Source organism: Vibrio atypicus (assembly GCF_009811315.1).
GTDB lineage: Bacteria > Pseudomonadota > Gammaproteobacteria > Enterobacterales > Vibrionaceae > Vibrio > Vibrio atypicus.
Genome location: NZ_BLID01000008.1, coordinates 237,732 through 251,158, shown reverse-complemented (window position 1 = coordinate 251,158; position 13,427 = coordinate 237,732). Strand labels below are relative to the sequence as shown.

Genomic DNA, 13,427 nt, shown 5'->3' with positions numbered 1-13,427 from the left:
ATCATTGCACACTGAAAAAACTTTGCGCGCAATTCTACCTAAGCTAAAGGTCAGAAGATAGGGAAGCGTGAGGAAATGTGATTATTCGCTGTCAGCAGGTCTAAACAGCGCCAGCAACTCATCCACTTTATTGCGGCCAGCACCATTACGACTGATGGTACGTTTTACCTTCACCACGTTGAGTTCTGCACCATGATATAAACGGCGCGTTAATGTGGTGTCGTGGTTAGAGATCAGAACCGGAATACCACGTTCAACTGCGGCACGTTCAGCCACATCAGCAAGCGCCGCTTGATCATCTAAGCTGAAACCATTACCCGCATAAGAGGTAAAGTTTGCCGTGGTTGAAAGTGGTGCATAAGGCGGATCACAATAGACGACACTGCCTTTGCGAGCACGCTTGAACGTCTCGTTGTAACCTTCACAAACAAACGTCGCTTTCTTGGCTTTCTCAGCAAAAAACTCAAGCTCTGCTTCTGGGAAGTAAGGCTTTTTGTAAGAACCGAAAGGCACATTAAAGCCGCCTTTCTTGTTGTAACGGCAGAGCCCATTAAAGCCAAAGCGGTTCATGTAGAGGAAAGCGAGAGAACGGTACATCACGTCATCAGTCGCGTTAAACTGAGCACGCACATCCAAATACGCTTCTTTGCGATTGTTCTCAGGGCAGAACCAGCGCTTCGCTTCAGAAATGTACTCTTGCGGATTCTCTTTGAGCAAATTATAGAGATTGATGAGGTCTGGGTTGATGTCAGCCAACAAATACTGATCGTAATCTGTATTGAGAAAAACCGAACCAGCACCAACGAACGGTTCTACCAGCTTACGTGCCTCTGGCAAGTGACGCTGGATATCTTCGACAAGTCCGTATTTTCCACCCGCCCATTTAAGGAAGGCACGCTGCTTCTTCATCTACTGCTCTATTTATCAACCACAAATTAAGGGTGCGGAATGTAACATATTTTGCAACGAATCTCAGACTATTTTCCGCGCTCAATTTCTCGTTGAACCTGACTCATTGATTTAGCCCAAGGCTCAAGCTGTTGAACATCATCAGGAAGCGTCGCAACAGCATCACGTGCAACTTGAATGGTTGGGTAATTATCGTAGCTGATAATGAACCACTCGACACCGTTGCGCTGGGTTGGGTAGATATAAACCTTATCGCCTAATTGGTAACGATCAAGGAACTTCTGAACATCTTCCAACGATGTCACCGCTGCTAGCTGTAAGGTGTAGCTACGAGGAGAAAAGGCATTGAGCTCATCTTTAGTAAATGAGAAGTTGACCACTGGCTTAGGTGATACTTGTGTCTCTGCTGATGGTTCTGGTTCAGCACTCTCTGGCTGTTCATCCGCAGGGATCGAATCAGCAACGACTTGTTCAATATTACTGGTATCGACTTCGTCTGCTTTGTCTTCTAACAGCGCATCAACCACTTCAGAAGTAATCACCACTCGTTGATGATCCTCATCGATATTGCCAACGCTAGAGATCTCATCCGTTACGGTTGGTGGAAGCGATGATGAGTCATCTTCGGCTTCAGCAAACAATCGATCCACCACAGGATCAGGGGAAATGATTTTGGCTTCATCGGAGGCCTCTGAACCTGAAACGGTCTCAGGCAAAGTTGGGATCACCGTTTGTTCAATAGATTGAGTGATTTGCTGCGCTTTATCGTCAGGTGACGGTTGCGACATCATCCACCAATACCCAGCCCCAATCAGCACTAATAGTAATATAACAACTAATGCGATATTCATCGGCGAGCCAATAATCGAACGGATTATGATCCTTTTTTCCACTTTTTGATCCCCTAATGCCATAATCTCACCGGGACGGCGAGCAACTGTACGGTACGCATTACGCACTCGCTTTTCCATGTCATCTTCAACATATCGAACCACCAATTGTTCAAAGAATCGATCCGCCTCTTGTTCAGAGAATGGATCAATTTCTAAATCAATCGGCTTGTGCTCCTGACCATAACTCAATCGTGTCAGCAACGTATCCAATGTATTGGCTTGCGCAAAAAGCAAAACGTTCACGGTCCATTGTGGGTTTTGCTGTGACTCCAGAACCAGCATCCACAGTTCAGAGATAAACGACTCTGAGAGTAGATGTGCATCATCAATTGCGATGACGACATCGCACGCTTCCCCTTCCATTAAATGGACAAAAGAGTCTGCCATTGAATCTGCTGGATTAAACAAAGGTTCAGAAACCAACTGAGAGAGTATCGTCATGCGTCTCTGCGCGTCATCCTGATTAGGATAACAGAGCAACAGAGCTTGGTTCTTTTCCTGCGCCCACACTTCTAGATAGCGCTGCGCAAGCCAAGTCTTGCCCGCTCCGCTTTCGCCTGCAAGGGTAACAAGATTAGAACCAAAGTTGGTTAATAGCTGTAAACGCTCAAGCAATTCAACTTGAGAATCCAACTCCAACACATGCGAATCATGCGTCATGCTTATTTACCATCCTAATGACAATACTCAAAGATACCAACTTAGAGGTTTATAACACGAATTTTAAACCCAATTTCTAGGTTGGTATCACATGAAGGTAAGATTAAATATCGCGACCAAAATCAATGGCTTGCTCAATAACGGATTCAGGTACACCCTTTACCACTTCAGCGGTGCCAATACTGGTAGGCAGAACCAGTCTTAACTCACCGGCCAATACTTTCTTATCACGCATCATATGACGCATAAAATCAGCGAAAGTCATTTGTTCCGGAGTATGAACAGGTAGCTGTGCTCTTTTCAGTATAGAGACTATTCGCTCAACTTGCTCTTCACTGATCAAGCCTTGCAACTGAGCCGTTTTTGCCGCCATCACGGTACCTGAAGACACCGCTTCGCCGTGAAGCCAGTTACCATAGCCCATCTCAGCTTCAATCGCATGGCCAAAGGTATGGCCTAGATTCAGCAAGGCGCGAATGCCCGATTCTTTTTCGTCCTGAGCAACCACTTCAGCCTTAATTTCACAACAACGTGCAATAGCGTAAGTTAGTGCCTGCTCATCAAGTTGATACAGCTTATCTAGATTTTCTTCTAACCAAACAAAGAAAGCTTGATCGTAGATGATGCCGTATTTAATCACTTCAGAGATGCCCGCGGCAAACTCACGTTTCGGCAACGTCTTTAGGCAATCCGTATCAATCACCACAGCTTTAGGTTGATAGAAAGCACCTATCATGTTTTTTCCAAGCTTATGGTTAACGGCCGTTTTACCACCAACTGATGAATCAACTTGAGAAAGTAGCGTAGTTGGAATCTGAATAAAATCGACACCACGCTGGTAACACGCAGCAGAAAAGCCGACTAAATCACCAATCACACCACCACCAAGAGCAATCACAACCACATCACGAGCGTAATTACCTTCCAATAGGTAAGTCATAATGGTGTTGAACGAGTCTAGCGATTTGTATTGTTCGCCATCAGGCAGTTCTAAAACTGAGGCGTCACAGCCTAATTGTTCTAGAAGAGAGAGGATTTTATCAGCGTAAAGAGGTGCAACTGTGACGTTAGAAATCACAACTACTTTTTGTTTTGACGCTAAGAAAGAAAGGTGGGCCGGATCATTAAATAATCCGGCACCAATTGAGATTGGATAGCTACGCTCATCTAAGCTGACCGTAATCCGTTCCATGGGTATTCTCCAATTGCTAAAAGTCTTAACGTTCTTCTAGCATTTTTACGATCTGGTTGGCTACCACTTTTGCACTTTGATCGTCTGTTCGTACTGTGTAATCCGCAATTTCTTCGTAAAGTGGGTTACGTTCTTCAGATAAAGACTCAAGCACGTTACGTGGATTATCAGTTTGTAATAGTGGACGCTTCTTGTCGCGGTTAGTGCGAGCAAGTTGCTTTTCAATCGTAGTTTCTAGATACACAACGATACCGCGTGCAGAAAGGCGATTGCGATTTTCTTTGCTCATGATAGAACCACCACCTGTAGCAAGTACGATACCTTGCTCTTCGGTTAGGTCGTTAATCACTTTTTCTTCGCGATCGCGGAAGCCTGCTTCGCCTTCTACATCAAATACCCAAGCGATATCTGCACCAGTGCGTTCTTCAATAACGGTATCAGAATCAACAAACTCCATATGAAGTTGTTGAGCTAGGTGTCTACCGATTGTGCTTTTGCCGGCGCCCATAGGGCCAACAAGGAAAATATTGCGTTTCTCAGCCATGTTTAGCAGTAATTTACAACGTTAATTCAATGACATCGCCACAAGAAGAGTCGGACAAAATCCAACGATGGAAATGCTTGTGGCACCTATTCCTCACAGATAATTCGTGATAAGACCCGAAATTATCTAGATAAGGTGACACTAATGCAAATTTATTTTTTTAAAGTTATCATTTCTTACTCAATTACAACTTTCGGGGTAACGAAAATAAGCAGTTCACTTTTCCCCATTTGTTGGTAACTACGTCGGAATAACGCGCCTAAAAGTGGTAAATCTCCGAGTAATGGCACCTTATCAACCGTGTCTGTCACGCTGTGTTGAAATATTCCTCCGAGCACCACTGTTTCACCATTATCCACTAATACTTGAGTACCAATGCGCTGAGTGTTGATGGCAACCGCCTCTCCTGTGCCCGTTTTCACTACATCACCCGGTCTATCCTGAGTGACACTCAAATCTAAAACGAGGCGATTGTCAGGCGTAATTTGTGGAGTGACTTTTAAACTCAATACCGCTTTCTTGAACGTCACACTGGTTGCGCCACTGGAAGAGGATTCTAGATACGGGATTTCTGTACCTTGCTCAATGTAAGCGGGCTTTTTATTGGTAGTAATCAAACGTGGGCTAGAAATCACTTCCGCTTTGGACTCGCGTTGCAATGCAGACAACTCTAAATCGAGCAACATATCGGAGCCTAGCTTAGCCACTTGGAACGCTATTGAAGAGGCGCTAGTGGAAGTCGCCGCCAAGTTCACGTTCAAAAAGTCATCCACTGGCAACGTATCTCCTTCCAACATGCCTGCTTGGAATAAGTTACTCTCGATTGAACCCCCAACCGTATTGTTACCATTGGTCGATGTGAAACCCCAGCGCACACCCAGTTCATCTAAGTTACCTTCATTGACACTGACAATTCGCGCCTCTATCTGAACCTGTTTTACCGGAATGTCTAAGGTGTCGATTATCTCTCGAATCACATCAATATTACTCTTCAAATCGCGGATAAGTAGCGAATTGGTGCGTTCATCGATGGTCAAAGAGCCCCGCTCAGAGAGCATACTGACCGAACTATCACCACCAATCATATCGGCAATCTCTGAGGCTTTGGCAAACTTGACTTTAATGATCTCAGAAGTCAGATCGCCCAACTCCTCTTCCAAGCGGGATTTCTCCAATATTTGCTGCTCTCGCATATCAAGTTCAGCTTTAGGTGCAATCAGAACGACATTACCTTCAATGCGTTTATCCAAGCCCTTTACTTGCAGAATAATATCGAGCACTTGCTGCCACGGCACATCGTCCAGTCTTAGCGTCAGGTTACCTTGTACCGAATCTGAAACCACGAGGTTGAAATCGTTGTAATCGGCGATCAACTGCAGAACATTTCGCACCGGAATATCTTGAAAGTTGATCGAGAGCTTCTTGCCTTGTTTCTCTAGTATTGTGCTTTCTGGCTCACTGACTTCTTGGTAAGGTTTTTCAATCACCACTTCGAGATAATTCCCCATCAGTTGATAATCATAGTGATACTCGCCTTCAACTGTCGCCAGAAGTTGCACATTTTCACCTTTACGAAACACTTCAATGGTTGAGATGTTGGTTGCGAAATCTTTAACATCAAGCAAATAGAGCTTATCGTCTGATACATCCGTATCTAGCAACTCAATATTCAGCCCCTTTTCACTCTTTTGAATGTCCACCATGATCTGCGCTTGCGTGAACTCAATGACGATTTTGCCGTTATGAGCCGCATCAACTCGAAAATCAACATTCTCTAACTGGTTTGGCTGATCTACCTCTTGTGCAGTGCTGTTTACTGAATAGAGCCCACTCAACGCAACGAGCGCAGCAGCAAACATAGAGAAAAACGTGTGTGATAATCCTTTCATTTCTTTATGACACCTACTTTAGCGCTAACTTAACGTTGCGTTTGTTCCAACAACCCAGCCCATCAGGAAGGGTTTCATTAATTTTTAAATAATTCGCGGTGACCTCTGTCACTTTGCCATTGTGCTGGCCGATATAGTGACCAACGTTGACTTTTACTACTTTGCCATTTGGAGTTTGCACCAAGCCAGATACCTTGCCACTGCGACTCATCATCCCTTTCAAACGTAATTTACTGAGTGGGTACTTCTCTAACTGCCCTCCCTGCGCTCGCGGGGTTGGCTGCCAGCACTCTTTGCTCGCCAATGGTTGATTCAAAGCCAGTGCGGCTTGAGGTAACACAAAGGGCGCCCTCTGCTCATGCCCTTGATACTTAGCGATACGAAAGTCAATCACAGGCGCAAGGTCAACCACATCCTGGCGTGCTTTACGCTCAACTTGAGCAACAAATTCATCCAACGACTCTTGGTTGGCCTGACACCCCATTAGCACAAACGAAACCAAAGCCAACAATCGGTTAGTTTTCATCTTTCACCTCTGGTTTGAATTGGTAGGTATAAGCTCTGACGCGAAAATGCAGAGTACTGCTCTCTTGACTGACTCGCTGCCAGTCCACATCATCGAAGTTGATGATACGAGGGAGCTCTGCAATGGCCTGGCTAAAATCACCAATGTTGTGATAATCCCCTGTCAGCTCTATGTTGAGCGGCAAACGATAGAGAAACTCTTGATTCTGCTTTTGCCCCCAATCAATTCGGGTAAATGTCAAACTGTTTTTGAGCCCTTCTTCATTCACCGACGCCAACATACTCGCCAGCTCTTTTTGAACGGGAAGTTGGCGAGACAAGTAATCATATCGCTCGGATAGTTCGTCGAGCTGAGCCTGTAATTTAGGTAAGGTTGCCACCTTGTTAGCTTTAATTCTGACCGTCGACTTCAGCACGGATTCTTGCTGTTTGAGTCTTTCGAGATTTTCCACTTTCGGCTTGAGGTAAAACCAATACCCCGCAGCTTGAATAACCACAATAAATAAAACCGTCACCACCAATTGAGGAATCAATGGCCATTCAGCAATATCTTCAAGATCCAAATCGGAATAGCTAGCCATGATGGTTGCCTCCTTGCTTGCTCACTTCAGGCCGTGTCGAAACAAAAGAAAATGACACGTTAAAAGTTTGAAATTTCTTACCAAAACGAGGCTTATCATGAACTATGGAGTGCATCTCCACTTGGCGAATATCGGCTGAGCTTTCAAGGTTATCTAACATGGTGGCGAGTCGAGATGTGGTATCACTTATCCCTGACATTTGAATATGCAGTCCATTCATTTTTATTTTATCGACATAGACCCCTTCAGGAACCAAAGTTGGCAGCACATTCATGAAGTCAGTGGTTTTGTTGCGCTCAGTTTGTAAGTTCTCTACCACCGAAAGACGAGTCAGCAGTGCCTGATGTTCTTGCTCTACTTGTTTCAACTCATTGATACGCTTATCTAATTGGCCAATGTAGCTTTCTAAATAACGAGCTCTAGCTTGCTGAGTATCGGTTTGATGTTGAAGGTAACTGGCCGCAATCCACTGCGCTCCCACCGCAAGCACCGCTCCCAAAGCCAGAATAGAAACAAAACGACGCTTATGCCGCGCTTGAAGCTCTTCACGCCATGGCAGTAGGTTAATTCTATGCAGCATGATGATTCTCCAACCAATCCAGACCGCGTAAAGCTAACCCCGCAGCTGTGGTATAAGCGTGTCCAGTTGAAAAGTCAGCACGACTCTTGGTACTAGAAGTTTCAAAAAGAGTGAGAGGATTCAGCAGTTCACATTTGAGATTCAACCGTCTTGCGATCTCTTCAGCCAACATAGGGGTGGCAGCACCGCCACCCGATAGCCATATCCCTTCAGCAGTGACCCCATGAACGGAAGCGAGTAGTTGCAGATTGCGCTGCAGCTTTTCAACCAAAGCAAAAATATAGCGCTCAACGCTACCGTGAATCAGATGTTCGAACTGCGCATCGGTATCGATCAACTGAGTGCCAAGCGCAATCTCTTTACAAAAAGGAGACTTATCTTGCAGATCGATACAAATTGATGACTGGCTGAGCCCAACATCCACCAACAACCAATCAAACCGATTGTAGGCTCTTGATGCCATTTGCCAGATCTGCACTAAGCTGTGTGCCTGCATATCCATCAAAATAGGTTGATAGCCGGCCTTAGTGACAGCTTGAATTCGGCTATCCACCACTTCTCGTTTAGTGGCATAGACTTGATAGCTTGCCATCGTATGATTCGAGCTAGGTTGAGCCAATTCAACGAAATCAAGATTGAGTTCTTCAATAGGAAACGGAGATTGATGAGCGAAAGCCTGAAAGATAGCGAATTCTCTTTCTTGCTGATCTAACTCGCTATCTATTTGTAATACCTTACTTATTACGGCGTTGTCTGGTATCGCTAACGCAACTTTGCGACTAAATAGCGGTAAGCCCTTTCTTAGTTCTTTGAGTTTCTTTACAATTTTCTGATAATTTAACATGTGGTTATCAGTGAAAATGTCGGATTCGATAGTCAACTCTTGATAACTAACCAGCGTCAATGTGCCTTTTGAGGGCTTGAGGGCGACCGCTTTAATACTGTGGTGGCCGATATCAACGCCAATAACGAGAGATTTACCCATGCTTTGCTCCATGCTGTTGCTTTGCTCTGTATGCGTAAATAACAATTTTGTTCGCACATTAACCAAACGAGCTAAGGTTTTAGCTTAAAGTACAAGGGTTTGCATATGGTGAACCTAATTAATCAGGAATTATCCGGTGAAGTTCATAAAGCGATTGTTCATTTTCACACTGGTTTGCATGATTCTTGGAGTCGGTACAATTTTCGGCTTCTATTTATATGTCAAACCTGAGCTACCAGATGTAGCGACTTTAAAAGACGTAGAGCTGCAAACACCAATGCAGGTGTTTAGCCAAGACGGCAAACTGATCTCTCAGTTTGGTGAAAAACGTCGTATACCTGTTAGCTACGATGAGATCCCGCAACATTTGATTGAAGCGCTGATCGCAACCGAAGATAGCCGCTTTTACGATCACCCTGGTATTGACCCGATTGGTATTACCCGCGCCGCTATCGTAGTAGCGATGTCGGGTTCGGCAAAACAGGGCGCGAGTACTATTACTCAGCAGCTAGCACGTAACTTCTTCCTTTCTAATGAGAAGAAGATCATGCGTAAAATCAAAGAGATCTTCATTGCGATTCACATTGAGCAGTTGCTGACTAAACAAGAGATCATGGAGTTGTACGTCAACAAGATCTTCTTGGGTTACCGTTCATATGGTTTCGGCGCTGCTGCCCGCGTTTACTTTGGTAAAGACCTACAAGATCTGACCTTAAGTGAACAAGCAACTCTGGCCGGTATGCCAAAAGCACCGTCCACTATGAACCCAATCTACTCTTTAGAGCGCGCCACTCACCGTCGTAATGTGGTTCTTAAGCGTATGCTGGATGAGAAATACATCACTGAAGAAGAGTATCAACAAGCTCGCGATGAAGAAATTGTCTCTCGCTACCATGGTGCAGAAATCGAATTAAACGCGCCATATGTGGCAGAGCTTGCTCGCGCATGGATGGTCTCTCGCTATGGCCAAGAAGCCGCTTACACATCAGGTATGAACATCTACACAACGGTAGATTCAAAACTGCAAGAAGCGGCGAACAAATCTGCAATTAACAATCTGATTGCTTACGATGAACGTCACGGTTACCGAGGCGCAGAGAAAGTGCTTTGGAAAAAAGACCAACCGGCCTTTGACCAAGAACAGATTGAAAAAACACTACGCAAAGTACCCACTTACGGCGAGTTGATTCCTGCGGTTGTTACCCAAGTTGAAGGCAAGCAAGCAACCGTGGTTGTGAAAAGCAATGGTACACAAACACTAAATTGGGATGGCATTAAGTGGGCTCGTAAGTTCCGCAATGACGATCGCCAAGGCGCAGTACCGAAAAAAGCCTCTGATGTACTTGCGGTTGGTGAGCAAGTTTGGGTACGCCAAATTGAGACTCCAATTGAAAAAGAGGAATCAACCTTTGCATGGCACCTAAGCCAAGTGCCTAATGCCAATACAGCATTCACCGCTATGAACCCTGAAAACGGCGCGGTATTAGCATTAGTAGGTGGCTTCAACTTCGTGCACAACAAGTTTAACCGTGCCACTCAATCCGTTCGTCAAGTTGGTTCAAGTATCAAACCTTTTATCTACTCCGCCGCTATTGATAAAGGATTGACACTTGCAACGCTTATCAACGACGCACCAGTCAATCAATGGGACAAGAGCCAAGGCACTGCATGGCGTCCTAAGAACTCGCCACCTACATATGTCGGCCCAACTCGCCTACGTATCGGCTTAGCTCAGTCGAAAAACGTGATGGCTGTTCGAGTACTACGTGAAGTCGGCTTAGATGAGACGCGTGAGTACCTCACTCGCTTTGGTTTCAATATTGATCAACTACCACGCTCAGAAACCATCGCGCTGGGTGCAGGTAGCTTAACGCCGATAAAAATGGCTCAAGGCTACTCTGTGTTTGCTAACGGCGGTTACTATGTTGAACCTTTCTACATCAGCAAAGTAGAGGGCCCATTTGGTGACGTTGAGTTTGAAGCAACGCCAAAGACCATCTGTCGCAAAGGCTGTGATACGCCAGTCGTGAACGCAGAAGAAAATGAGTTCCAAGAGCAAGATGTGGAAGTGGCGGAAACAAGCGATCAGCCTCAATATGCGCCTCAAGTAATCTCTGAGCAGACTGCTTTCCTAGTTCGTGAAATGATGTACAGCAACATTTGGGGTGGTGGTAACTGGCGAGATGGAACAGGTTGGAACGGCACAGGTTGGCGCGCGCAGAAGCTTGAGCGTCGTGACATCGGTGGTAAAACCGGTACAACCAACGACTCCAAAGACGCATGGTATAACGGTTACGCACCTGGTATGGTCGCGGTTGCTTGGGTAGGTTTTGATGACCACAACCGTAAGCTAGGCCGCACAACACCAAACAGCAACTTAGGTAACGGTCAAACCTCAGGGGCAGAAGCCGGAGCTAAAACGGCTCAGCCAGCGTGGGTAGACTTCATGCATGACGCACTTAAAGATACCATGCCGCAGGCCAAAGTGATTCCACCAGGTATCGTTCGAGTTCGTATTGACCGCGATACTGGCCTACTAACCAATAAGTTTGATTCAACCTCTATGTTTGAATACTTTGAGGAAGGCACAGAGCCAACGGAATACGTGAGCAACGAAAGCATTGATAGCATCTACACCTCGGAAGATGGTAGTGAAGATTTATTCTAACGGATAAAATCAAAAAGGGGCCGATGTGAAAACATCGGCCCCTTTCTTTATCTACTTCAATTTAATGGCTTTACTGCAAACGTTGTTGAATGGCAGCGGCAAGATGCTCAAAGCGAGAACGCAAAGGAGACCCAGGACGATACGCCAATACAATACTGCGTGAAGGTACAGGGTTACAGGCGCGTAGATAACAAACGCCATCTTTCTGTTTTTCTTTTGGCAGCGATAGTTCTGGTAACAAGGTAATCCCTGCTCCAGCGGCGACCATATTGCGTAATGTCTCTAAACTCGTCGCCTTAAAGCGTTCATCATCTTTCGCGCCCGCAGCAAAACAGAAACCTAACGCTTGATCACGTAAACAATGGCCATCCCCTAATGCCAGCACGGTACGACCATTTAGCTCCAGCATATCTATTTCATCCAGAGCTGCCCATTCGTGATCGCACGGCACCGCAACACTCAACGCTTCGTTGTACACTTCAATCTCTTTGAAAGGCGCAGTTTCAGCCACAGAAGCCAGCACCAAGCAATCCAGCTTGCCATCTTCTAACTGTCTTACCAGTTGGTGAGTCTGCGCTTCATGCAGGTACAACTCTAGCTCAGGAAACTGCTCTTTAAGCATAGGTACAATTTTCGGCAGTAGGTAAGGACCCACTGTGGGGATAAATCCAATATGCATCGGACCAACCATCTCCCCTGCTTGACCACTTGCCATATCTTTAAACGTCTTCACTTCCGTCAAAATACGTTTTGCTTGGTCGACCAATTGTAAGCCGGCATCTGTAAAAAGGACTCGGCGGCTACTACGCTCTAAAAGCGCTGTACCAAGCTCATCTTCAAGTTTACGGATTTGACCACTGAGTGTCGGCTGACTCACAAAGCACGCTTCCGCCGCTTTACGGAAATGATTGTGTTCAGCCAAAGCGACTAAGTACTCAAAGTCTCGAATATTCATTGCTGGTTATCTCCCCACCATGTAGATAGAAATAATCTATCAAAACCATAGCATCAAACGATTAGAGCTATCAAAGGATTTCTTTAATAATAGCTTCATCGAAACAGAGCACAGTCAGAGTACTGATAAGACTCAACACAAAATTTAGCAAAATCAAATAGGAAACTAATATGTTCGTATCGAAAGAAGGTCAAAGCGTTCCACAGGTTACTTTCCCAACTCGCCAAGGTGATGCGTGGGTGAATATCACTACAGATGAGATTTTTAAAGGCAAAACCGTTCTTGTATTCAGCTTACCTGGTGCGTTTACACCAACGTGTTCGTCAAGCCACCTACCTCGTTACAACGAGCTATTCCCTGTCTTTAAAGAGCACGGTGTAGATGAAATTCTATGTGTATCGGTTAACGACACATTTGTAATGAACGCATGGAAAGCAGACCAAGAAGCAGAAAACATCACGTTCATTCCAGATGGTAACGGTGAATTCACTGATGGCATGGGTATGCTAGTCGACAAAAATGACATCGGTTTTGGTAAGCGTTCATGGCGCTACAGCATGCTAGTGAAAGACGGCGTAGTAGAAAAAATGTTCATCGAACCAAATGAACCAGGCGACCCGTTCAAAGTATCAGACGCTGACACTATGCTTGCTCACGTAGCACCTAACTACAAAACACAAGAATCAATCACGGTATTTACTAAACCAGGTTGCCCTTTCTGTATGAAGGCGAAACAAAATCTGATTGACCACGGTCTTCAATATGAAGAAGTGATTTTAGGTAAAGATGCGACAACCGTCAGCCTACGAGCGGTAACTGGTCGAGCAACGGTTCCTCAAGTCTTCATCGGTGGTAAGCACATCGGTGGTAGCGAAGAGCTAGAAGCTTACCTAGGCTAAATATCTAAACCCAACCCTCAGTCTCCCGGTGTCTTCGTGACCCGGGGGGCACTTTAAACACTTCTGACTAGAGTCTAGATAAGTAGTGATCTCTAAACAGTCTCACCACTTATCTAGATTGATACTAAATTCACTTATCCAAGCTTT

The 13,427-nt window shown here is 45.3% G+C and carries 12 protein-coding genes; 2 read left to right on the top strand and 10 right to left on the bottom strand.

What is annotated here, in order from left to right:
* Window positions 1-81 precede the first annotated feature (81 nt).
* The 9 genes from GVO60_RS17280 to pilM all read right to left on the bottom strand — a co-directional run bounded on the left by GVO60_RS17280 (window position 82) and on the right by pilM (window position 8,758).
* Entirely contained in the window at window positions 82-909 is an 828-nt protein-coding gene (locus tag GVO60_RS17280) for a Dam family site-specific DNA-(adenine-N6)-methyltransferase (protein WP_159656247.1), read from the bottom strand.
* Between the two features lie 68 nt (window positions 910-977).
* Window positions 978-2,468, bottom strand: coding sequence for an SPOR domain-containing protein (locus GVO60_RS17275; RefSeq protein ID WP_159656309.1), 1,491 nt, complete (start codon window positions 2,466-2,468; stop codon window positions 978-980).
* 97 nt (window positions 2,469-2,565) lie between these two features.
* The gene (gene aroB / locus GVO60_RS17270) at window positions 2,566-3,654 is read right to left on the bottom strand and encodes a 3-dehydroquinate synthase (RefSeq protein ID WP_159656245.1); all 1,089 of its coding nucleotides are present in this window, start codon (window positions 3,652-3,654) and stop codon (window positions 2,566-2,568) included.
* A gap of 25 nt (window positions 3,655-3,679) precedes the next feature.
* Entirely contained in the window at window positions 3,680-4,198 is a 519-nt protein-coding gene (aroK, locus tag GVO60_RS17265; protein WP_159656243.1) for a shikimate kinase AroK, read from the bottom strand.
* A gap of 176 nt (window positions 4,199-4,374) precedes the next feature.
* Window positions 4,375-6,087: a type IV pilus secretin PilQ gene (locus tag GVO60_RS17260; protein ID WP_159656241.1), complete on the bottom strand. Its 1,713-nt coding sequence runs from the start codon at window positions 6,085-6,087 to the stop codon at window positions 4,375-4,377.
* A 13-nt stretch (window positions 6,088-6,100) separates the two neighbouring features.
* Window positions 6,101-6,613, bottom strand: a complete 513-nt coding sequence (locus tag GVO60_RS17255; RefSeq protein ID WP_159656239.1) for a pilus assembly protein PilP — start codon at window positions 6,611-6,613, stop codon at window positions 6,101-6,103.
* The gene (locus GVO60_RS17250) at window positions 6,603-7,193 is read right to left on the bottom strand and encodes a type IV pilus inner membrane component PilO (protein ID WP_159656237.1); all 591 of its coding nucleotides are present in this window, start codon (window positions 7,191-7,193) and stop codon (window positions 6,603-6,605) included. Before GVO60_RS17250 ends, GVO60_RS17255 begins: the two co-directional genes overlap by 11 nt.
* The gene (locus GVO60_RS17245) at window positions 7,186-7,773 is read right to left on the bottom strand and encodes a PilN domain-containing protein (protein WP_159656235.1); all 588 of its coding nucleotides are present in this window, start codon (window positions 7,771-7,773) and stop codon (window positions 7,186-7,188) included. The genes GVO60_RS17250 and GVO60_RS17245 overlap by 8 nt, the downstream gene beginning before the upstream one ends.
* The gene (gene pilM, locus GVO60_RS17240; protein ID WP_159656233.1) at window positions 7,763-8,758 is read right to left on the bottom strand and encodes a type IV pilus assembly protein PilM; all 996 of its coding nucleotides are present in this window, start codon (window positions 8,756-8,758) and stop codon (window positions 7,763-7,765) included. The genes GVO60_RS17245 and pilM overlap by 11 nt, the downstream gene beginning before the upstream one ends.
* Before the next feature lie 136 nt (window positions 8,759-8,894).
* Between pilM and GVO60_RS17235 the strand changes: the two genes are divergently transcribed.
* Window positions 8,895-11,426, top strand: a complete 2,532-nt coding sequence (locus GVO60_RS17235; RefSeq protein WP_159656231.1) for a penicillin-binding protein 1A — start codon at window positions 8,895-8,897, stop codon at window positions 11,424-11,426.
* Between the two features lie 70 nt (window positions 11,427-11,496).
* On the opposite strand, the gene oxyR is transcribed toward GVO60_RS17235, so the two are convergent.
* Window positions 11,497-12,381 (bottom strand): DNA-binding transcriptional regulator OxyR, encoded by an 885-nt coding sequence (gene oxyR, locus GVO60_RS17230; protein ID WP_159656229.1) that lies wholly within the window; start codon window positions 12,379-12,381, stop codon window positions 11,497-11,499.
* Between the two features lie 170 nt (window positions 12,382-12,551).
* On the opposite strand from oxyR, the gene GVO60_RS17225 reads away from it, so the two are divergent.
* Window positions 12,552-13,280, top strand: a complete 729-nt coding sequence (locus GVO60_RS17225) for a redoxin family protein (RefSeq protein WP_159656227.1) — start codon at window positions 12,552-12,554, stop codon at window positions 13,278-13,280.
* The last annotated feature ends 147 nt before the right edge of the window (window positions 13,281-13,427 follow it).